This is a genomic window from Acinetobacter lwoffii (assembly GCF_024129735.1).
GTDB classification, from domain to species: domain Bacteria; phylum Pseudomonadota; class Gammaproteobacteria; order Pseudomonadales; family Moraxellaceae; genus Acinetobacter; species Acinetobacter lwoffii_H.
In genome coordinates this window covers 1-20831 of record NZ_JAMXXK010000054.1, presented here as the reverse complement: position 1 = coordinate 20831, position 20831 = coordinate 1, and the positions used below count along the sequence as shown (strand labels likewise).

The window sequence follows — 20831 nt, the reverse complement described above, 5'->3', positions numbered from 1 at the left end:
AAAAGGCAAAGGCAATGTCCGCGAGTAGTGAAAATTAAAGCACAAAAATATCCAAGAAAATGCCAGTCAATTTCTTAACTGACTGGCATTACTCATTTGAGGGCTTTTTAATTTCATACGAATTCTAAAATATTCTTCTTTTTTCTTCTGGCCAAAACAGGATTTTTAAAACAACTTATTTTAAGTATATAAAAAGCCGGAACCAGTCCGACTTTTAGAATGACTTATCGATGAGTATGAATCGACATCACAATGCCCATCCCGGCCAGCATGGAAATCACTGCCGTTCCACCATAACTCATGAGCGGTAATGGATCTCCAGTTACAGGTAAAATCCCGCTCACCATGCCTGAGTTTAAAAATACAAAGAAGAAGAAAGTCAGTCCCATGGCTCCAGCATATAAACGGCCAAAGTTATGAAAGCTGTTTAAACCAATCATCAGACAGCGAATAATAATGGCAGTGAATAAACTAAACAGCAGGAAAACACCGATAAAACCGAATTCTTCAGCATAAGTCGACATAATAAAGTCAGTATGATGTTCAGGCAGATAACCTAAATGTGATTGGGTACCTTCGGTATAGCCTTTGCCCGTGGAACCACCTGAACCAATCGCAATTTTGGACTGGATGATATTCCAGCCTGCACCCAAGGCATCCGATTCCGGATCAAATAACGTGGTAATACGTTTTTTTTGATACTCTTGTAGCACGAACATCCATGCAGCCGGAGCTGCCACAGCTACCGCCGCTGCTGCACCACCAATCAGACGCCACGACATCCCACTTAAAAATAGAACAAAAATACCAGGAATTACCAAGCCAATGTTCAAGTCAGGCTGAAGTGCCACCAAAACAAATGGTACGCCCAATAGAATCAAAGCCCCGACAATATGCAAAAATTTGGGAGGAAATGGCTTACGTGCAAAATACCATGCCATCATCAAAGGCATGGCAAATTTCATCACCTCACTCGGTTGCATGCTTCCCACCCCTGGCAAGGTAATCCAGCGGGTTGCACCCAAACGTTTTTCACCAATCACAAAGACCAGAAGCAGCATGAAGATCCCGAAGGCATACAGGTATGGACTAATCGCCTGATAGACTTTCGGTGGAATCTGCGCACAGATAAACAGCAGCACAAAACCAATTCCAAAACTGATCGCCTGACGCACCACCATGCCAGAGTCTTCGGATGTCGCGCTATACACCACCATTAAACCCAGGATTGCATTGAGAACTAGAAAGCACAATAACCAGGGATCAAGGTGCAACTTGGTCCATCGAGATGAATCTTGCGGGTTAATACTACGTCCATCACGCAAAGAGTGACGTAAAAACCGATACTGCTGTGAAGGTATCATTGGCCAAAAGGTGAAAAAGAATGATGGCAAAATTATAAGTGAAAGCTATAGCGAATAGATCGCTACAGCCAGATTTATTCTGCTTTTATTTAAATATTATTTGAATATATTTTTAAGCCTGAGCCTGTAAAATCAGCCTGGCCAGTTCCAGATCATCCGGATAGGTAATTTTAATATTATCGGAACGACCTTGTACTACACTCACCGGCTTACCGATATGTTCCAGCGCACTGGCTTCATCGGTAATCGTGGCACCATCTTTCAATGCTTGTTGAATAGCACGATTTAAGACTCCCAGTTTCGCCATTTGTGGTGTTTGTGCCTGCCAGAGCATTGAACGATCCACTGTTTCCTCAATATCAAAATTGGTTACTACACGCTTAAGTGTATCTCTTACTGGAATCGCCAGAATCGCAGCCTGATCCTGTAAAATTGCCGTATTGACCAGTTGTTGCAGACAATCCTGACTAACACAGGGACGCGCCGCGTCATGTACCAGCACCCACTCATCTTCAGAAGCGATTTGAGATAAATAGTTCAGTGCATTTAACACGGAATTCACCCGCTCGGCACCACCCAAACAAAAATGGGCTTTCTCCAGACTGGAAAATGGTAGCGTTTTTGCGACGTTGTCCTGTTCACCAATCGCCAGAACATAACCTGTCAAAGGTAGTTGATTCAGACGAGCCACCGTATGTTCAAGAACAGTTCGCTCTTGAATCATCTGATATTGTTTCAGTTCTGTTTTGGAGAAACGGCTACCGGAACCTGCAGCTGGAAGAATGACCCAAAGTTTAGGGTGTGGTTGGTGCTTCAGCTGACTCATTGGTTCGCAGGTCTACTTTAGAATTAGGATTAAGATAGATCGGTTTATATTGAGTACTGATCGTGCTCATTTGAATAAAAGTTTCGCGTGGCTTAATCAGGCCAAGATCTAAACGCGCATGTTCTTCGATGGCTTCAATACCATTCTTCAAATCATAAACTTCTGCCGCCAGAACGCGATTACGCTCTTTTAGTTCATCATTCAATTCCATTTGTTGCTGGATTTTCTGGGTCAGTTGCTGATGATCATGATAACCACCTTCACCAAACCAGTATAAATATTGAAACCCTGCGATCAAAATGATCGCAAGGCCCAACAGTACTTTACTCGCAGTCGAGTCGAATACATTTAACATTGACATAAGTCGCTTAGTTCAAACCTTTGAACTCAGCTTTACCGCGATATGCAGCATTAGTCAATTCTTCAATACGAAGTAATTGATTATATTTCGCTACACGGTCAGAACGGCAAAGTGAACCAGTCTTGATTTGACCCGCTGCTGTACCTACTGCAAGATCAGCAATCGTTGAATCTTCAGTTTCACCTGAACGGTGTGAAATTACAGTAGAGTAACCATTTTCTTTCGCAAGATAAATCGCATCTAAAGTTTCAGTCAAGGTACCGATCTGGTTGTATTTGATTAAGATCGAGTTACCAACTTTCTCATTAATACCACGTTGTAAAATCTTAGGATTCGTTACGAATAAATCGTCACCAACCAACTGGATCTTGTCACCAAGAATAGAAGTCAGGTAAGACCAGCCTTCCCAGTCAGATTCATCCAGACCATCCTCAATCGAGATAATTGGGTATTGGTTTACCAGACCTGCTAAATAGTCAGAGAACTGGTTGCTTGTGAACGCTTTGTTGCCTTCACCTGCAAGAATGTACTGACCGTCTTTGTAGAATTCTGAAGATGCACAATCCAGCGCAAGCATGATGTCAGAACCTGCTTTGTAGCCAGTTTGACCAATTGCTTCAAGAATAACCGTGATTGCTTCTTCGTTTGAACGCAAGTTCGGCGCAAAACCACCTTCATCACCTACCGCAGTGTTTAAACCTTTTTTGTTTAAAACTGATTTAAGTGAATGAAAGATTTCAGCACCGGCACGTAGTGCTTCAGAGAATGAAGTGAAGCCTACTGGCTCAATCATAAATTCTTGAATATCGACGTTGTTGTCTGCATGTGAACCACCATTGATGATGTTCATCATTGGTACAGGCATAGTTAGAATCGTTTGACCGCGAAGATCTGCGATGTATTGGAAAAGAGGAATTTTCTTTTCTTCAGCAGCAGCGCGAGCAGCAGCCAAAGACACTGCCAAAGTTGCGTTTGCACCTAGTTTTTCTTTGTTTTCAGTACCGTCAAGCGCGATCATCGTGTTATCGATGTCTTTTTGTTCGAATACTGATTTACCGACCAAAGCGTCACGGATTAACGTATTTACGTTATTTACCGCAGTTTTAACGCCTTTACCTAAGTAACGCGCTTTATCGCCATCACGAAGTTCTAAAGCTTCACGAGAACCAGTTGAAGCACCAGATGGTGCACATGCACGGCCAACTACGCCAGATGCTAAGATTACGTCTGCTTCGATGGTAGGGTTACCACGAGAGTCCAAAATTTCACGTGCACGAATGTCAACGATTTGGCTCATGAACTATTCCTCAGTTGATTAATATGAGCTGCCTATACGGCAGCGCAAGAGTGATAAACTCAGTGTGTATCTAACTTTTCGAAACCTTTGACCAAGGTATCCAATTCTTTTAGCTGTGCCAAGAAAGGCTCAAGTTGAGACATGCGCAATGCACATGGGCCATCACACTTGGCTTTCTCTGGATCAGGATGTGCTTCCAGGAACAAACCTGCAAGACCGGTTGCCATACCTGCACGCGCCAATGTGGTAATCTGGGCGCGGCGTCCGCCAGCAGAATCGGCACGGCCACCTGGAGTTTGCAAGGCATGCGTCACATCAAAGAACACAGGCACATTCATTTCTTTCATGATATCGAAGCCCAGCATGTCTACAACCAGATTGTTATAGCCAAATGCTGAACCACGCTCACAAATGATCAGTTTGTCATTTCCTGCTTCCAGACACTTATGCAAAATATGACGCATTTCGTGTGGTGCAAGGAATTGTGCTTTTTTGATGTTGATGATGGCATCGGTTTTTGCCATGGCTTCCACCAGATCCGTCTGACGACTCAAGAAAGCCGGCAGCTGGATAATGTCAGCCACTTCTGCAACAGGCGCCGCCTGGTACGGCTCGTGTACATCAGTGATGATTGGCACATTAAAGTGTTTTTTAATGTCAGCTAACCACTCGAGACCTTTGTCGAGGCCTGGGCCACGGAACGAGTTCAAGCTTGAACGGTTGGCTTTATCAAAGCTGGCCTTGAACACATAGGGAATACCCAAACGTGTACAAATATCGACATAAGCCTCAGCGATCTCAAAAGCCAAGTCTTTAGATTCAAGTACATTCATTCCGCCGAATAATACAAATGGCAAATGATTTGCCATTTGTATATCGCCCAAACGTACAATTTCTTGTGGTTTTAATTGCGACATTTAAACTTCCTAGTTGTGTCCTACACACCGATTATTGAGTTTTTTGGTACTGCTTTTTCGCAGCATCAATGAAACCGGCAAATAATGGATGACCTTCACGTGGTGAGCTGGTAAATTCCGGGTGGAATTGTACCGCAATAAACCAAGGATGTTGAGGAATTTCAACTGTTTCTACCAGATGCTGTACCGGTGAATAACCAGAAATCTTCATGCCTTTTTCTTCAAGCAATGGGATATAACGGTTGTTCATTTCGTAACGGTGACGGTGACGCTCAATGATTTCTTCAGAACCATAGATTTCAGCTGTTTTTGTGCCTGCAACCAGTTCAGATTTTTGAGCCCCTAGACGCATGGTGCCACCCAAATCAGAGTCAGCAGAACGTTGCTGAACTTCACCGCGCTCATCTAACCATTCAGTGATCAAGCCAATCAATGGAGATTTGGTCGAACGGTTAAATTCAGTCGACGTTGCATCGCTAATGCCCACAACATTACGTGCATATTCGATTACAGCCAACTGCATACCTAAGCAAATACCAAGGAAAGGTACACCGTTTTCACGTGCGAATTGAATCGCCTGCATTTTGCCTTCAGTACCACGTTCACCAAAACCACCTGGAACCAGAATCGCATCGGCATCTTTCAATACTTCGTTCACGTCCTGGCTTTCAAGTTCTTCTGCATTGACATAGTCAATTTGGACTTTAACGCGGTTTTTCACCCCGGCATGTAAAAGTGCTTCGTTCACAGATTTATACGCATCTGGAAGTTCTACATATTTACCGACCATCGCTACACGAACGGTGTATTCTGGGTTCAATAATGCTTCTACCACGTTATCCCAATCGGTTAAATCCGCTTCAGGAAGGTCGTTATAACCAAAACGTTCGCAGATTAAATCATCAACATTCTGTTCGTAGAAAGTACGTGGAATCTGATAGATCGAACGTGCATCTTTACATACCACAACGGCACGTGCTTCAACGTTGGTAAATAATGCAATTTTACGGATAGTATCTGCATCTACATCGTACTCGGTACGGCAGATGAGAATGTCTGGCTGAATACCAATTGACAGAAGTTCTTTAACAGAGTGCTGTGTTGGTTTGGTTTTTAATTCTGCTGCAGACTTAATGTATGGGAGTAACGTTAAGTGCATTAACATGGTACGTTTATGACCAAGTTCAACCATTAGCTGACGTACAGATTCCATGAATGGGAGAGATTCAATGTCACCTACTGTACCGCCGATCTCTACAATCGCAACATCATAGCCTTCGCCTGCACGCAGGACACGCTCTTTGATATTGTCAGTAATGTGTGGAATAACTTGCACAGTACCACCCAGATAGTCACCACGGCGTTCTTTGTTCAGAACATCTTGGTAAACACGACCTGATGTGAAGTTATTCAGTTTGGTCATTTTCGCACGACGCAAGAAACGTTCGTAGTAACCCAAATCTAAGTCTGTTTCAGCACCGTCTTCTGTAACAAAAACTTCACCATGTTGGAATGGGCTCATCGTCCCTGGATCGACATTAATGTATGGATCCATTTTTACCATGGTCACTTTTAAACCACGAGCTTCTAAAAGTGCAGCAACAGAAGCAGCTGAAATACCTTTACCTAGTGATGAAACTACACCACCAGTAACGAAAATAAAATGGGTCATTGGGTTTCTCGTACAATCGAGCCTAAATCGGCCTGCAATGTTGCGCAATTTTACTTTACCTTGTACCTAGAAAGCAAAGTCAATCCGCATCAATTCAAAGAACAATAAACAATTGACTATTCTAACAGCAATTCCAATAAAAAATTACTGTAAGTTCATATGATTTCTATCTTGTAATTTGCTGCTATAATAGTGTAATCCCCTCCACACTTTTCTGTTTGATGCAATGATGATGAAGAAATTTTTACTCTGTACCGTAATCCTGACTGGCCTGAGCTTGACTGCGTGTGTAAAAAAAGAAGCACCTAAAGAAGAAGAACAAGTTGAGGTTAATCCAGCACCTGAAGTTGTAACGCCTGAACCAGCACAATTTGAACCGCTTGAGCCGGTAGAAGAAGCGGTAATTGAAGAAGTTCCAGAGACAACTGTGGAAATTCAACGTGAACAGACAGCTAACACGACGACTGAAATTCGTCGTGAAGTGAAGAAGCCTGAACCTGTTGAAGCTACACCAGCTCCAACAAGAACGCCGTCAGAAAACAATCCAGCTCCAGAGCCTTCAAAACCTGCAGCAACGCCTAAATCAAACTCTGATTCAAACAAATCTGAAGAAGACGCTGTGGCTGATGCCATTGCAGCAGCGATGCCAGCGCTTGATTAATCAAGAGAATTCATCAAAAAAACCCAGCAGATGCTGGGTTTTTTATTGGAACTTTTTAAGCGGATACTGTTGCCGGTGCACGAGATAAGTGAATCAAATAGTCTGCCATTAGTCGGGTAGCCCAAGATTCGGTTTGCATCAAGCCCTGATAAAAGCCGCAATGACTGCCTTTTTTGGTGGTAATCACCATAATATTAGACATCGCCCGAATTTTTTCTTTATAAGGTTCTAAATTTCGGATGTGACAAACCGGATCATCCTCCGCATTTAAAATCATCAGTGGGATTTTGACACTTTCAAACACATAAATCGGATTGGTTGCCTGAGTATAACTGGCATAATCCGCAAATCCGGCCAGTTCAAAATAAAGTTTTTCAAATTCAGACAGATCTTTAACTTCTAATAACTGTTTCCAGCTTGGGCAGACCTGCCAGGTTTCCTGATAAGGATGAATAAAGCGCTTAATCAGTTTTTTGGCCATGACTTTACTGTAAAACGGATGCACATTGGCAAAACCGGTTTCAGTGTTATAGCCAGGGCATAAGGCAAAAGCCGCTTTGAGTGGGGTTTGTTCACCTTCTTCGCCCAGATAACGCACTAACAATCCCGTACCCGCAGAAGATCCAACCCCATAGAGATCGGACTGAGGAAATCTGTCCTGTATATACAAGAGCTGCTCACGCAAATCCTGAGTTGAACCAAACAGGTTCATTTTAGGCACAGGCATGGGTAAGTCTGCGTGACCACGGCGTAAACACAATGCCACACGCCAACCGGTATGTTTATGCAGATCACGAACCAGTTCACGCATCGATTCAGGAGAACCGGTAATAGTATGGAGTAAGACAATCGTTGGCGTACTTGCCGGAAGATCCAGTCCATACCAGGCAATACCGGTAATGCCGCCATCTGACATTTTCAGCTGTTCAAGCGCATCATATTTCAGCTTAATGGTACGTTTTTTAATTAAATCGAAATACAGAATATGTGCATGTGCATTGGCTAACCAAGGCGTAGGACGATATTTTTGTTGCAACTGCGGTAAGCGTTCAATGAGTCCTGAAAATACACCATTCGGATTGTAATACAGGGTCGGTTCGTCTGCTCCGCTGAAACGATCCAGATATTCACTGGAAAGCTGACCCAATTTTTTAAGCAACATTTTCATCTGTCATCCCCCTCTAGTTGTACTAGCTGTGATTTACAAATTTCATGCCGACTTGAATCAATAGTTAGAATTAAGTTTTAGCTTGGAATGATTGCATCCGCTGGCCCATCTGTACAGCCAAGGCTTCAAGTCCGGACTTAGGTCGGATCATGACTTCAAAATCAATCATCTGACCCTCTTCATTAAACTGAATCATGTCAACTCCCTTTAGTTTTTTATCGCCCACATTGGCAGAAAACTCAAGTACGACATTGTTACCATCTTCACTTATAAATTCACGGTGATAAGTGAAGTTTTCAAAGACTTGAATGACATTGGTCAAAATAAAAAATACCACCTGTTTTCCAGGATAAGGCTGAAAAGCCACAGGTGAACGAAATACTACTTCCTCAGCAAGCAGCTCATTCAAGATCGATATATCACGGCTTTCTAGCATCTCATGCCAGCGTGCAATGGATTTTCTGGTATTTTCGATGGTCATTTTGGATTCCTTTTTTTTGATATTTTTTAATAAAAGCTTAAATACTTCTTTCTTTTAATTGACAGAATTCCCCCTTTTATTAAAGGTGAGAAGTACTGCTTCGCAAGGGGGGATTCTTTCTTACAAATCCTCTCCCTAACCCTCTCCTTTAATAAAGGAGAGGGGAAAAAGCAGGTTTTAATATTTTCAGATCACCGCTGCCAATTCAGCACCCTGACGGATTGCACGCTTGGCATCCAGCTCACCCGCTTCTTTCGCTCCACCAATCAGATGCACATTTTTACCAGCCGCTTTTAGCTCATCAAACATGGCGGTATAAGACTCCTGACCGGCACAAATAATCACATGATCGACCTCCAGCACAGTAGGCTTGTCATTCACGACTATATGTAAGCCCTGATCATCAATTTTTTCATAGCTGGCGCCCGCAATCATTTTCACATCACGGTGTTTTAAACCAGTACGATGAATCCAGCCTGTGGTTTTACCCAAACTTGCGCCGACTGAAGCGGCTTTACGTTGCAATAAATAAATTTCACGTTGCGGTTTTTCTACATTTGCAGCTTTTAAGCCACCGACATTTTCATAGTCAGTATCAATACCCCATTCATCATAGAATTTTTCCGGATTGATACTGCCACTTTCTCCTTCATGACTCAGGAATTCGGCTGTATCAAAACCAATACCGCCTGCACCAATAATGGCAACTCGCTGACCCACTGGCTTACGTTCTTTCAAAACGTCCAGATAAGACAGTACTTTTGCATGATCAATACCTGGAATCTCAAGTTGACGTGGTGTCACGCCTGTTGCCACCACAATATCATCAAAGCTTGACTGAGCCAGCTCTTCCAGACTCGCCTTATGATTCAGTTGCAATTTGATACGTGGTTGTAATTCAATCTGACGCTTGAAGTAGCGCAAGGTTTCATAAAACTCTTCCTTGCCCGGAATGGTCTTGGCAATATTAAACTGCCCGCCAATCTGAGCAGCGGCTTCAAATACCGTCACCTGATGACCGCGATTTGCTGCATATACAGCAAAGCTTAAACCTGCAGGACCCGCACCAATCACGGCAATATTTTTTGCTACATTGGTTTCTTTAAAAATGAGCTCTGTTTCATAGCAGGCACGTGGATTGACCAGACAGGTGGCAATTTTCATTGAGAAAATATGATCCAGACAGGCCTGATTACAACCGATACAGGTATTGATCTCATCGCTACGACCCTGCTCCGCTTTCAGGACAAACTCAGAGTCTGCCAGCATCGGACGGGCCATAGAAATCATATCAGCATCACCAGACGCCAATACATATTCAGCCATTTCCGGAGTATTAATACGGTTTGAAGTGATTAAAGGAATCTTCACCTGACCTTTCAGCTTACGCGTGACCCAAGTGAAAGCCGCCCGTGGCACTTTCGTGGCAATGGTCGGAATGCGGGCTTCATGCCAGCCAATGCCGGTATTGATAATGGTCGCACCGGCTTTTTCAATTTCTTTCGCCAACTGGATGACTTCTTCCAGAGTTGAACCGCCTTCGACCAGATCCAGCATAGACAGGCGATAAATAATGATAAAGTTCTCACCGACCATTTCACGGGTACGGCGTACAATTTCAATCGGAAAACGGATGCGGTTTGCATAGCTTCCGCCCCACTCATCATCACGATGGTTGGTACGCGCGGCAATAAACTCATTAATCAGATAGCCTTCCGAGCCCATGATTTCTACACCGTCATAACCGGCATATTTAGCCAGCTTGGCACAATTGGCAAAATCATCAATGGTTTGCTGCACTTCAGCCGAAGTCAAAGCATGCGGTTTTACCGGATTGATTGGTGCCTGAATTGGGGATGGCGCGACATTTTCAGCCTGATAAGAATAGCGTCCGGTATGCAAAATCTGCATGGCAATTTTCCCGCCTGCCTCATGTACGGCCTGGGTAATTACCTTATGCTTTTCAGCTTCTTCAAGAGTGTCAAGTTTGGAACCACCATGAAACGTCACCCCATGATCATTTGGTGAAATCCCGCCGGTGACGATTAAAGCGACTCCACCTTTGGCACGCTCTGCATAGAAAGCTGCCATCCGATCATATCCGCCGGGTGCCTCTTCAAGACCAACGTGCATGGAACCCATTAACACGCGGTTTTTAAGCGTGGTAAAACCCAAGTTCAAGGGGGCAAGTAAATTCGGATATTTAGACATTTCAACTCCTGAGCGTGCGTTTAGGCTGGCTATTGTTTTAGCAACTGGCAGTTTGATCCCTCAACCCATCCAGTTTAATGCAATTTGTTGCACTAATTTATATGCCAGAATTGATTTTTATGCAACATGTTGCATAATAATCCCGAGTCACTTTTTTGAGACGTTTATGTCTTTAGCGCATGTTTTATTGACCAGCCTGATTGAAAAACCCAGCACCGGAATCGAACTGGCCCGCCGCTTTGACCGTTCCATGGGCTTCTTCTGGAATGCAACTCATCAGCAGATTTATCGCGAGCTGAATGCCATGCTACAAAAAGGCTGGATTTCCACGCTAGAAGAGGAAGATTCCAATAGCCGCAAAAAGACTTATCAAGTGGAACGTCTGGGCCGGGAAGAACTGGCCAACTGGATGCTGCAACAAAGCCCACCGGCACAACTGCGCGAAGAACTGATGGTGCGTTTACGTGCCGAAGCCCAGCTTGGTGGCAATAACACCTTGGCAGAGCTGGAACGCCATCTAGAACTGCATAAAGAAAAACTGAAAACCTATCAGCAGATTTTTGCCAAGGACTTTGCCGAAGCGGACGAAACTGACCGTACCCTGTATATTCATAAAATGATTTTGCAACTGGGGATTGATCAGGAACTGGGCTGGATTTCCTGGCTGGAACAAGTCATTCCGCGACTCAAACAATTTGACGCAAAATAATTCTAAATACGGAGACACACATGCCCTTTTATCGCATGCCCGATGGTGAACAGCTATTTGTACGCGAATATGGTCAGGGACAGCCTGTACTGGTGCTCTCGGGACTTGGCATGCTGAGCTGGCAATGGAAAGCTTTTCTCTATCCGCATCAGAAAAATTTCTGTTTCATTATTCCAGAATGGCGCGGCTTTGGGGCTTCCAGTCGCTGTAAAATTCCGCAAGATCTCGATGCAATTTCCAGTCACTGGCTGGATGTGCGTTCAGTTCTGACCCAGCTAGAATTAGATCAAGTCATCGTCATTGCCTATTCCATGGGTGCAACCACCGCAATGCACGGCATGCATTATGACAACTTTTCCAGTCAGATTTCTGCTTATTTGCACATTGATCAGACTCCCAAAATTCCGGTCGATGATGCCTGGGATTTTGGTCTTTTTGGTCCACGTTATCAGGAATTTATCGACATCCTGCAGCAGCTCTCTGTCCTACTTACGCAATATCAGCAAGTTGAATTGATCCGTGATCTTGACGTTTCTGTCCGTAAACAAATTGCCGCCATATGGCTAAAGTTTATTCAGCTACAAAATCAACAAAAATATAGTCTGAAAGCTTTCGAATTCATTTTGAATCAACCTCGCCTGCAAAGTCTGTTAATGCCTTCCAGCCGGGTGGATTATATGGCGTGGTATATCAACAATTATTTATACCATCGTGAGGATTACCGAGAGGCATTGGCCCAGCTCAGCTGTTCGGTGACTTTCTTTAGCGGCGTACAATCCAAGCTATATCCTTTTGAAGGTCAGCGCCTGATTGCAGAAAGCCTGCCTCAGGCCAAACAGATACTTTTCAGCAAATCCGGCCATACACCTTTACTGACTGAACCGCTAAAATTTGCCCGAGAACTTGGCATCTTTTTAAATGAAAATTCACAATCTAGCACTTCAGCTGCCTAAAGATTCAGGAGATAGAACAATGAAAAAGCTGGTGGTCTTTTCCGGTGCAGGCATGAGCGCCGAAAGTGGCATTAATACTTTTCGCGACAGTGATGGACTTTGGGAACAGTATCGTATAGAAGAAGTGGCTACACTTGAGGCTTGGGCTAAAAATCCGCAACTGGTACAACGCTTTTATAACGCCCGCCGTAAAAATATTCTAGAAGCACAGCCAAATGCTGCCCACCAGGTGATTGCGGATCTTGAAGATAACTTTGATGTGCATGTAATCACCCAAAATATTGATGACTTGCATGAACGTGCCGGCAGCTCCAAGGTGATCCATTTACATGGCAATATTCGTCTGGCCAAAAGCTCAGGCCCCGATGCACAAAGCACGACCGAGTTTTATCCAATTGAAGGTGCTGAATTAGATTTAAATCAACACTTTTGTAAGGCAGGCTATCCGTTACGTCCGCATGTGGTCTGGTTTGGCGAAGCCGTGCCCGCGTATGAAGAAGCCCAAGACTGTGTACAGGATGCCGATATTTTTGTGGTGATTGGCACCAGCCTACAGGTTTATCCGGTCGCCGGGTTAATTCATGATATTCCTGCGTACTGTCAGGCCTATTACATCGACCCGAAAGCCGAGCAGCAGTATTTGCCTGCACAGTTTTACAAAATCCCCCAAAACGCGACCGATGGCATGCAAACACTGCTAGGTTTACTGAAATCCGCGAATTAAAATCTTTATGCACTACATTCTCTGATTGACAGTATGCAACAATCAATTTTTAATCAGCTTATCGTTGCAAGAATGGAATTAAACCATGCTGTCTGATCTGGATGACTTTTATTGTTTCGCTCAGGTGGTGGAACATGGCGGCTTTAGTGCAGCCGAACGTGCAACTGATATTCCCAAATCCAAACTTAGCCGCCGGGTGTTTAATCTGGAAGAGCGCCTGGGCGTACGTCTGATTCAGCGCAGTTCGCGTCATTTTGCTGTCACCGATATCGGCATGAATATTTACCGGCATGCCCAAGTCATGCTGAGTGCTGCACAGGCAGCGCATGATCTGGTCGACCATTTGAGTACCGAACCGCGCGGAACTATTAAAGTCAGTCTGCCAGTGTCTATTGCCCAGAACGAACTGGCAAAAATTCTGCCGGATTTTTTGAAAAAATATCCTGAAATTAAAGTCCAGATGATGATCACCAATCGCCGGGTCGATATTATCAATGAAGGCTTTGATCTGGCCTTACGTGTCCGTTCCAGCCTGGATGATGACCCGAATCTGGTGATTCGCCAGTTTGAAAAAATTGAGCAGCATCTATTCGCCAGTCAGGGCTACTTAAATGAATTTGGTGAACTGAAAAACCCTGAGCAACTGGCTGAGCATAAAATCCTGAGTATGGCCGAAGACCATACCGAACAGTTTCTGACCTTACAAAATGAACAGCAGGAACAGAAAAAAATTCGTGTCAGTCCAACCGTCCTGGGTTCTGACCTGAATATGCTAGCACAACTGGCCGCGTCAGGCTCAGGCGTCACTTTGCTGCCAGATAATGTGGTCGAGCAATATGTAGCAAGTGGTGAACTGGTTCGAGTGCTTCCTGACTGGAAAGCACCGCATGGTATTTTCCATGTGGTTTATCCTTCACGTCGCGGCTTATTACCTGCAGTAAGGGTCTTTATTGATTATCTGGTCGCTGAATTAAATCGGCGCTAAATGAAGTACTTTTGAGAAAAACTAGACAAAAAAAATAGCTCATTCTTGGGGAAAAATGAGCTAGAGAAACTTTCACTACAGCATAGTGAGCGAAAAAAAGGGAACCTATGTATCTGACTCTTAGTTTAATCAGATATAAAATCCTAAACCACTGTTTAATGTAGTGTTCTGTATGTTTTCGTCAGCAAGAACGAGTGAGTTGTAATTTATGTAAGTGGATTATCTGAATAAAGATCATTCAATCAATATTTTAAATTTCCGGATACTCACCTGTGCCTTCAGGCCAAGGCGACAAGACTTCAAACCCGGTTTCGGTGACATAGACCATATGTTCCCATTGCGCCGACCAGGATTTATCCGTGGTGACTACAGTCCAGCCATCTTTCAGCTCTTTGACGCGGGCTTTTCCCATATTCACCATCGGCTCAATGGTAAACACCATGCCTGGAACCAGTTTAATGCCCTGACCTGGCTGACCGTAATGCAGAATGTTTGGCTGCTCGTGATAGACCTTACCGATGCCGTGACCGCAATATTCGCGCACGATGGAATAGCCTTCACGCTGTGCGACCGTTTGAATCGCATAGCCGATATCACCTAGAGTCGCGCCCGGCTTCACCGCATGAATCCCGGCCACCATGGCTTCATAGGTGGTATTGACCAGTCGCTTGGCTTCTGGAGAAGGAGTTCCAACATAGTACATCCGGCTTGTATCACCAAAATAACCGTCTTTAATAATGGCAACATCAATATTGATAATATCGCCATCCTGCAGAACGACTTTCGATGATGGAATGCCGTGACAAACCACTTCATTCGGTGAAATACAGGTGGTTTTGGTATAGCCATAATAGCCAATATTGGCAGGCGTCACTTTTAAGGTATTTACAATAAAATCATGACAGAGATCATCCAGATATTCAGTCGTGACACCTGGCTTGACATGCTCCCCGATCATCGCTAAAACTTCTGCAGCCAAACGCCCAGATATCCGCAGTTTTTCAACATCTTGCTCAGTTTTAAGACTTATCGCTGGAGCTCGCATATACCTATCCTCACTATGAATCCCTGAATTATAATCCCTTTTTTGCGAAATATGTCGCAGTTGTTGAGTTTCGGCACAGCAATTTTCCTTGAAATAGGACTTTTCACTGCTGCTTATTTGTACAAACAATAACTGACATATTTTGATATCAAGTGCAGATATTTTTTGAGCTTGTAAGGAAAAGTATATTTTTCAGCGAATTATCAAACATATATTTCTACCAAGATTTGAATGACCGGTTATGTGATCCGCAAACTCACTAGAATCAAGGCTTCCAGCCTTAAAATAAACTCCAAAAAATTGGACATATACACTAAAATCGCTTTCTTTTGTTCTATTGATCTCCCTTTATGACAAGTCTGCGTACCCGGGATATTGTCGCCCTAGGTTTTATGACCTTTGCACTATTTATTGGTGCGGGCAACATTATCTTCCCACCGATTGTGGCTCAACAAGCCGGTGAACACGTATGGCTCGCTGCTTTAGGTTTCCTTATTACAGCAGTCGGCTTACCCGTGATTACCATTATTGCGTTGTCTCGCGTTGAAGGTTCCATTCAGGCACTAAGCTCGCCTCTTGGCAAAGCAGCCAGCATCTTGCTGACTGTAATCTGTTACTTAGCTGTTGGCCCTTTATTTGCGACGCCGCGTACCGCAACCGTTTCTTATGAAATCGGTTTTTCATCTTACTTTGGCAATGAATCTGGCAGCCTGCTCATTTACAGCATCATCTATTTTGCTGTGGTGACCATCGTATCTTTATATCCAAACAAGATTCTGGATACCGTCGGCTATTTCCTGTCACCACTTAAAATTATTTCTTTGATAATTTTGGGTGTAGCAGCCGTGATGATCCCTGCCAGCAATCCGCCTGCAGCGATCGATAATTACGTTACCAGTCCAGTGACTGAAGGCTTCGTAAATGGTTATTTAACCATGGATACTTTGGGCGCTTTAGTTTTCGGTATTGTGATTGTTAAAGCCATTACTTCACGTGGTGTAACCGATAAAAAACTGATTACCAAATATGCAGTGAATGCCGGCATTATTTCTGGTATTGGTTTAACTCTGGTGTATTTAAGTCTGTTTAAACTTGGACTAGGTAGCCATGAGATTGCACCAAATGCAGCCAATGGTGCCATTATCCTGCATGCATATGTACAACATGCTTTTGGCGATATGGGTGCTTACTTCCTGTCTGGCATGATTTTTATTGCCTGTATGGTGACTGCAATTGGTCTGACTTGTGCCTGTGCTGAGTATTTCTCCAACTTGACCAAGATTCCATACAAGATCTTTGTATTTGTTCTGGTGGGCTTCTCACTGGTGATTTCAAACCTGGGTTTAACCAAACTGATTGCTGTTTCGGTTCCAGTCTTGAGCGCGATTTATCCGCCTGCCATTAGCGTCATTATGCTGAGCTTCTGTGCAAACTTCTTCAAGAAACCATCTCATGTGATTGCGCCAGTGACCCTGGTGGCCTTGATCTTTGGTATTTTTGATGGATTAAAAGTCGCTGGTTTTGAATTGCCTGCATTACTGCAAAATTTACCTCTATCAGATCAGAATCTGGCCTGGTTTATCCCGTCCATGATTGTATTGCTGATTACAGCTGTGATTGACCGTATTAGAAACTAAAACTTCTAGGATGTCTGAAAAATCGTATTTTTACCCAAAATCCGGTTTGAGCGTGATCAATAATTGTCAGGTTTTACCCAAACGGACATTTATTGTTTCTTAATAATGACATCAAATCACCGCTGTAAATCTTGATACTAAGATTTTCTATAAAAAATCGTTTCTATAAATAAGATCGCACTTTAATTATTTTATTTTTTATATAAATATAAACAGAACTTTTGATTTTCTGATGTTAGATACTTATTGTTGCCAACTTAAACCAAGTTCCCTTCCGAGTCATACGCAGACTTACAAAGTATTGATTAACCCTACATATCTTTGGCGTAAAATTTGCATTTTCTATCTGGTCGCATTAATTAAATGATGACTACATCTTATTTCCAAAATTAACTGGAGGTGAAATCTGAAAATATAATTCTTGCCTAATCAAGTGATTATGTGGTTATACGACTAAAGATGGCCATTTTGACTGTAAAAGCCTGCCACAGCAGTTGCAAAGGTCCAAATTAAACAGTACAACTATATATTCAATTCTGACTGATTAAATCTGCTTTAATCTTCAATAACATAAATAAATGGGAGGGATGGAGATGTTATCATTACATTTCAACAAGCAAGTCTTCATTGACGCTCTTAAAGCCAACAACACCAATCTGGTGACATTTATATGCACCACTTTTGCACTCATGCTGACTTTAACCGTCCATTGCTTAATTCAAGGTAATTTAAAACTTGAATACTTTGGCTATGCACTGATTGTCTCAGCTGCATTTTTCCTATGGGCTGCCATAGACCAGAAATACCGATAAACAAATTTTAAATTAGCCCAGATGGATGATTTGGCCAATCATCCATCTGGTGAAAAAAGTGTTTTAACTTTCCAACATTCCAGTATCCTTTCAGAATAACTATAAAAATAAGATTAAAATAATCCGATAAATGCTCCATAGAGCAAAATCCCTGTCCCGCCTAATTCTGCGACAATTAAACCCAGCATGGCGAAAGTCATCAAACTTCCTGGCAAATAAAACTTACCCAGCTGATGCGGCTGTTTAAACTGATTCGTCGTGTCTTGCAGGAAACCATGCAACATATAAGCCCCAATAGAGAAGCTGAAAAATACAATATTGACCAGTACGCAAATCAGATTCACCATACTCGGCAACACTGAACAATAGGCCAGCACTGCCAGAATTAAGGTCGCGGGCGCATAAAGCAGGCTGCTGCGATGGGCAATATCGACATAATAATGTGCGCGTGACTGAGGCGATTGACGAATCTGCCAATATTTCCAGACGCCGGTGAACATCCCGACCCACAAAAATATTCCACTAAAAATAATGGCGATTTTAACGGCCAGCTCAAGTTCCATTAGCTGCATAATTTTATTCCATCTCTATTATTTTACTGACTTTTAAGTCATGTTTTTCCCGAGCTACCCTGCTAAAAATCTATACAGTAAAAGCTTCATCAGGATTATAAAAATCATAGTGTATCGTATGTCTGAATTTGAAACATTGACTCTCCAGTGTCAGGATGGCTATCGCTTAAGTGCACGTTTTTATGCAGCTATTTCTGAAACTGAAAAACTTCCAGTATTAGTCTGTCCGGCAACTGGCATTACTAAACAGTTTTATCATCAGTTTTGTGTGTGGTTACAAGCTCAAGGCTATGCCGTTATGGTCTTTGATTTCCGGGGGATTGGTGATTCACTACATGGCCCGTTGAAAAATTCAAAAGCCAGTATTGTGCAATGGGGTCAACTGGATATACCGGCCGCGATTGATGCTTTATTAACGCGTACCAATGCAAGAAAAGTGATACTACTTGGACATAGTGCCGGTGGTCAGCTTTTAGGTATTGTGCCAAATTACGATAAAGTCGCAAAAGTGGTGGCCGTCTCTGGCTCTACTGGACATGTGAAAGGACTCAAAGGTAAAACCAAGTTACTTGCGCCAGTGATGTTTAATGTTATTTTCCCACTGGCACGCATCACTAAAGGCTATGGCCCGACTCAAGCGATTGGTATGGGTGAAAACCTGCCTAAAGATGTGGCACGAGAATGGGCGCAGTTCTGTAGTAAACCGGGTTATGTAATCAACGCGATTGGTAAAAATATTGCACCATCCCATGATTATCATGCTCAAGTCACCTGCCCGATTACCTCAATCTGTTCATCGGATGATGAAATTGCCACGGAAGCCAACGTGAAAGATTTACTGCGTTTATATCCAAACGCAAAAACCCAGATAATTGAACTTAGACCTAAAAGTTATGCCTATAAAACCATTGGTCATATGCTGATGTTCAAGAAATCGCATCAGAATTTATGGCCGGTGATTGAACAACAATTGACTGTTTAAATCAGATTTAGATGGTTATTTGCAGGCTGCTGTGTTCTAATACTCTCAGTTTGAGATGAGCCTCTTACAGTATATGGGCTTGACCTATATACGACTAGCCCCTAACCATGGGGCTTTTTATTGTCTGAATATTTTAAAACGTATATAAAAATGGGCTGACGATAACGCCAACCCATGTCTTTCTTTATCGAATTAAATATTATTTTGACTCAATGTCATAGACCCAGTTTCGAGCTTGTTTCTCAGTCGTGGTTTCACAAACATAATAGTCATGATCCCATGAATCAGGATGGAAGATTTCACGTTTGTGATAAGTCACTTGTTTGGTATTTTCAACACAGGTGAAGTTATCACCTTGGTCTTTGACCTGCGTTCCGTTGAGGAAACCACCAATACAGAGGAAGCGGGATTGTTTGGGCATTTTACTTTAACCACTTTTCCAACCAATATAAAGTTAGATATTACTTTAGTTATTTAGCTTAATAAAAATATTACAATTATTTATTTCCTGTTTTTTAAAAATATCCTACCTTTGGAGTTTTGAGCTTTCTATTTTTGAGCCAATCTTTATACACCTCATAATCCCCCTGTACACTCAACATTTTATCCAAACATGTCTGCATTGTTTCTACACAATATGCCCCTGATCTTTCCAAATATCCTTTTAGAACAGCCTCTTCATAATCTAAAATTATAAAACTTGCTTTATCGTAGTTACGTATATGAGCTAAAATGTTTGATATTGGGATAAATCTGATTATCTTGTTGTTACCACTCAAAACCATTCCCACTAGTTTTGCTTTACTATTGGATTCAAAATTATATATAGCACCCCCACTCATTCCATTATGATCATATGTTATTCCAGTAAACATATGTGAACACTGTTCATAATCTATATATGGATGTCCATACTCATCAAATAAACATATTCCAATATCATGATGTCGCTGTAAATTAGTTGCATGAGAATAGCCCTCCGGCACTACCTCATATTCAAATGTATTAGCTTCTAAAGGATAACCAGAAGCAGCTAACAATTGACCTTCGAAAATTTTCTTTGAAGATAGAATTTCAGTACATTCTCTTCTTTCAGTAATATCAACATAATTATCTGGAATAAAATTTTTATGTGGATCAAACATTTCAATAAGAACTACATCAGTATAATCTTGCCAACCTATTACATCAGGAATTAGTTCACCAATAAACCAAACTTTTTTGGGCATTAAAAAATCATCAATACTTTCTATATGTTTTTCTTTGGACCTAATCCAAAAAGGTGAGGTATTTTGTAATGGGTTTTCAATTGTCTGTTTAACTACATGATAGGCAGTTAACATAAAATACTTACTTTTATATTTTATTAGGGCGTGTCCTCATTTGAAGAATTGGTTTTAAATACTTAAAATCCTCCTTTGAGTTATTTTTATTTCTATATTTTCAATGGCACG

General features: G+C 42.4%; 21 protein-coding genes. 8 read left to right on the top strand and 13 right to left on the bottom strand.

Going from position 1 to position 20831, the window contains the following annotated elements; genetic code table 11:
* Positions 1-224: 224 nt before the first annotated feature.
* The 6 genes from rodA to NI469_RS13400 all read right to left on the bottom strand — a co-directional run bounded on the left by rodA (position 225) and on the right by NI469_RS13400 (position 6437).
* Positions 225-1364, bottom strand: a complete 1140-nt coding sequence (gene rodA / locus NI469_RS13425; protein ID WP_004645269.1) for a rod shape-determining protein RodA — start codon at positions 1362-1364, stop codon at positions 225-227.
* Positions 1365-1476: 112 nt separating this feature from the next.
* Complete coding sequence (ispD, locus tag NI469_RS13420; RefSeq protein WP_253175467.1) at positions 1477-2190, bottom strand: 2-C-methyl-D-erythritol 4-phosphate cytidylyltransferase; 714 nt, start codon at positions 2188-2190, stop codon at positions 1477-1479.
* On the bottom strand, positions 2159-2551 hold the full coding sequence (locus NI469_RS13415; protein WP_004645271.1) for a septum formation initiator family protein: 393 nt from the start codon (positions 2549-2551) through the stop codon (positions 2159-2161). Before NI469_RS13415 ends, ispD begins: the two co-directional genes overlap by 32 nt.
* A gap of 7 nt (positions 2552-2558) precedes the next feature.
* Entirely contained in the window at positions 2559-3848 is a 1290-nt protein-coding gene (gene eno, locus NI469_RS13410) for a phosphopyruvate hydratase (protein WP_044108918.1), read from the bottom strand.
* Positions 3849-3907: 59 nt separating this feature from the next.
* A complete protein-coding gene (gene kdsA / locus NI469_RS13405) occupies positions 3908-4765 on the bottom strand; it encodes a 3-deoxy-8-phosphooctulonate synthase (RefSeq protein WP_253175465.1) in 858 nt (285 codons plus the stop codon).
* A 31-nt stretch (positions 4766-4796) separates the two neighbouring features.
* On the bottom strand, positions 4797-6437 hold the full coding sequence (locus tag NI469_RS13400) for a CTP synthase (RefSeq protein ID WP_005097095.1): 1641 nt from the start codon (positions 6435-6437) through the stop codon (positions 4797-4799).
* A gap of 226 nt (positions 6438-6663) precedes the next feature.
* Here NI469_RS13400 and NI469_RS13395 point away from each other — a divergent pair, with 226 nt between their 5' ends.
* Entirely contained in the window at positions 6664-7098 is a 435-nt protein-coding gene (locus NI469_RS13395) for a hypothetical protein (RefSeq protein WP_005097096.1), read from the top strand.
* A gap of 55 nt (positions 7099-7153) precedes the next feature.
* Here the strand turns inward: NI469_RS13395 and NI469_RS13390 are convergent, their stop codons facing one another.
* The 3 genes from NI469_RS13390 to NI469_RS13380 all read right to left on the bottom strand — a co-directional run bounded on the left by NI469_RS13390 (position 7154) and on the right by NI469_RS13380 (position 10958).
* Positions 7154-8266 carry a YheT family hydrolase gene (locus tag NI469_RS13390; RefSeq protein ID WP_004645273.1) on the bottom strand — a complete coding sequence of 371 codons (1113 nt, stop codon included), beginning with the start codon at positions 8264-8266 and terminating at the stop codon, positions 7154-7156.
* 70 nt (positions 8267-8336) lie between these two features.
* Positions 8337-8747: a nuclear transport factor 2 family protein gene (locus NI469_RS13385; protein WP_253175457.1), complete on the bottom strand. Its 411-nt coding sequence runs from the start codon at positions 8745-8747 to the stop codon at positions 8337-8339.
* A gap of 186 nt (positions 8748-8933) precedes the next feature.
* Complete coding sequence (locus NI469_RS13380) at positions 8934-10958, bottom strand: NADPH-dependent 2,4-dienoyl-CoA reductase (RefSeq protein ID WP_253175455.1); 2025 nt, start codon at positions 10956-10958, stop codon at positions 8934-8936.
* 166 nt (positions 10959-11124) lie between these two features.
* On the opposite strand from NI469_RS13380, the gene NI469_RS13375 reads away from it, so the two are divergent.
* From NI469_RS13375 to NI469_RS13360, 4 genes are all read left to right on the top strand, one after another.
* Positions 11125-11667 carry a PadR family transcriptional regulator gene (locus NI469_RS13375; RefSeq protein WP_004278730.1) on the top strand — a complete coding sequence of 181 codons (543 nt, stop codon included), beginning with the start codon at positions 11125-11127 and terminating at the stop codon, positions 11665-11667.
* A 20-nt stretch (positions 11668-11687) separates the two neighbouring features.
* The gene (locus tag NI469_RS13370; protein WP_253175453.1) at positions 11688-12620 is read left to right on the top strand and encodes an alpha/beta fold hydrolase; all 933 of its coding nucleotides are present in this window, start codon (positions 11688-11690) and stop codon (positions 12618-12620) included.
* Between the two features lie 19 nt (positions 12621-12639).
* A complete protein-coding gene (locus NI469_RS13365; protein ID WP_253175451.1) occupies positions 12640-13344 on the top strand; it encodes an SIR2 family NAD-dependent protein deacylase in 705 nt (234 codons plus the stop codon).
* Positions 13345-13429: 85 nt separating this feature from the next.
* On the top strand, positions 13430-14329 hold the full coding sequence (locus NI469_RS13360) for a LysR substrate-binding domain-containing protein (protein ID WP_253175450.1): 900 nt from the start codon (positions 13430-13432) through the stop codon (positions 14327-14329).
* A 250-nt stretch (positions 14330-14579) separates the two neighbouring features.
* Here the strand turns inward: NI469_RS13360 and map are convergent, their stop codons facing one another.
* Complete coding sequence (gene map, locus NI469_RS13355) at positions 14580-15374, bottom strand: type I methionyl aminopeptidase (protein ID WP_004645281.1); 795 nt, start codon at positions 15372-15374, stop codon at positions 14580-14582.
* Positions 15375-15724: 350 nt separating this feature from the next.
* Here map and brnQ point away from each other — a divergent pair, with 350 nt between their 5' ends.
* Positions 15725-17011: a branched-chain amino acid transport system II carrier protein gene (gene brnQ, locus NI469_RS13350; RefSeq protein ID WP_253173222.1), complete on the top strand. Its 1287-nt coding sequence runs from the start codon at positions 15725-15727 to the stop codon at positions 17009-17011.
* A gap of 593 nt (positions 17012-17604) precedes the next feature.
* Positions 17605-17823 (top strand): hypothetical protein, encoded by a 219-nt coding sequence (locus NI469_RS13345; RefSeq protein ID WP_004645284.1) that lies wholly within the window; start codon positions 17605-17607, stop codon positions 17821-17823.
* A gap of 113 nt (positions 17824-17936) precedes the next feature.
* On the opposite strand, the gene NI469_RS13340 is transcribed toward NI469_RS13345, so the two are convergent.
* Positions 17937-18395: a hypothetical protein gene (locus NI469_RS13340; protein WP_253175448.1), complete on the bottom strand. Its 459-nt coding sequence runs from the start codon at positions 18393-18395 to the stop codon at positions 17937-17939.
* 118 nt (positions 18396-18513) lie between these two features.
* Between NI469_RS13340 and NI469_RS13335 the strand changes: the two genes are divergently transcribed.
* Complete coding sequence (locus NI469_RS13335; protein WP_253175446.1) at positions 18514-19377, top strand: alpha/beta hydrolase family protein; 864 nt, start codon at positions 18514-18516, stop codon at positions 19375-19377.
* A gap of 199 nt (positions 19378-19576) precedes the next feature.
* Here the strand turns inward: NI469_RS13335 and NI469_RS13330 are convergent, their stop codons facing one another.
* Together NI469_RS13330 and NI469_RS13325 are read right to left on the bottom strand one after the other, a co-directional pair.
* Positions 19577-19798, bottom strand: a complete 222-nt coding sequence (locus tag NI469_RS13330; protein WP_044108897.1) for a hypothetical protein — start codon at positions 19796-19798, stop codon at positions 19577-19579.
* Between the two features lie 94 nt (positions 19799-19892).
* A complete protein-coding gene (locus NI469_RS13325; RefSeq protein WP_253175444.1) occupies positions 19893-20720 on the bottom strand; it encodes a hypothetical protein in 828 nt (275 codons plus the stop codon).
* Between the last annotated feature and the right edge of the window lie 111 nt (positions 20721-20831).

Coding starts and splice junctions, on each gene's coding strand:
- rodA (WP_004645269.1), bottom strand. CDS start 1,364: ATGATACCTTCACAGCAGTATCGGTTTTTACGTCACTCTTTGCGTGAT.
- eno (WP_044108918.1), bottom strand. CDS start 3,848: ATGAGCCAAATCGTTGACATTCGTGCACGTGAAATTTTGGACTCTCGT.
- NI469_RS13400 (WP_005097095.1), bottom strand. CDS start 6,437: ATGACCCATTTTATTTTCGTTACTGGTGGTGTAGTTTCATCACTAGGT.
- NI469_RS13385 (WP_253175457.1), bottom strand. CDS start 8,747: ATGACCATCGAAAATACCAGAAAATCCATTGCACGCTGGCATGAGATG.
- NI469_RS13380 (WP_253175455.1), bottom strand. CDS start 10,958: ATGTCTAAATATCCGAATTTACTTGCCCCCTTGAACTTGGGTTTTACC.
- NI469_RS13395 (WP_005097096.1), top strand. CDS start 6,664: ATGATGATGAAGAAATTTTTACTCTGTACCGTAATCCTGACTGGCCTG.
- kdsA (WP_253175465.1), bottom strand. CDS start 4,765: ATGTCGCAATTAAAACCACAAGAAATTGTACGTTTGGGCGATATACAA.
- NI469_RS13415 (WP_004645271.1), bottom strand. CDS start 2,551: ATGTCAATGTTAAATGTATTCGACTCGACTGCGAGTAAAGTACTGTTG.
- ispD (WP_253175467.1), bottom strand. CDS start 2,190: ATGAGTCAGCTGAAGCACCAACCACACCCTAAACTTTGGGTCATTCTT.
- NI469_RS13335 (WP_253175446.1), top strand. CDS start 18,514: ATGTCTGAATTTGAAACATTGACTCTCCAGTGTCAGGATGGCTATCGC.
- NI469_RS13340 (WP_253175448.1), bottom strand. CDS start 18,395: ATGCAGCTAATGGAACTTGAGCTGGCCGTTAAAATCGCCATTATTTTT.
- NI469_RS13325 (WP_253175444.1), bottom strand. CDS start 20,720: ATGTTAACTGCCTATCATGTAGTTAAACAGACAATTGAAAACCCATTA.
- NI469_RS13375 (WP_004278730.1), top strand. CDS start 11,125: ATGTCTTTAGCGCATGTTTTATTGACCAGCCTGATTGAAAAACCCAGC.
- NI469_RS13390 (WP_004645273.1), bottom strand. CDS start 8,266: ATGAAAATGTTGCTTAAAAAATTGGGTCAGCTTTCCAGTGAATATCTG.
- map (WP_004645281.1), bottom strand. CDS start 15,374: ATGCGAGCTCCAGCGATAAGTCTTAAAACTGAGCAAGATGTTGAAAAA.
- NI469_RS13370 (WP_253175453.1), top strand. CDS start 11,688: ATGCCCTTTTATCGCATGCCCGATGGTGAACAGCTATTTGTACGCGAA.
- NI469_RS13345 (WP_004645284.1), top strand. CDS start 17,605: ATGTTATCATTACATTTCAACAAGCAAGTCTTCATTGACGCTCTTAAA.
- NI469_RS13360 (WP_253175450.1), top strand. CDS start 13,430: ATGCTGTCTGATCTGGATGACTTTTATTGTTTCGCTCAGGTGGTGGAA.
- NI469_RS13330 (WP_044108897.1), bottom strand. CDS start 19,798: ATGCCCAAACAATCCCGCTTCCTCTGTATTGGTGGTTTCCTCAACGGA.
- NI469_RS13365 (WP_253175451.1), top strand. CDS start 12,640: ATGAAAAAGCTGGTGGTCTTTTCCGGTGCAGGCATGAGCGCCGAAAGT.
- brnQ (WP_253173222.1), top strand. CDS start 15,725: ATGACAAGTCTGCGTACCCGGGATATTGTCGCCCTAGGTTTTATGACC.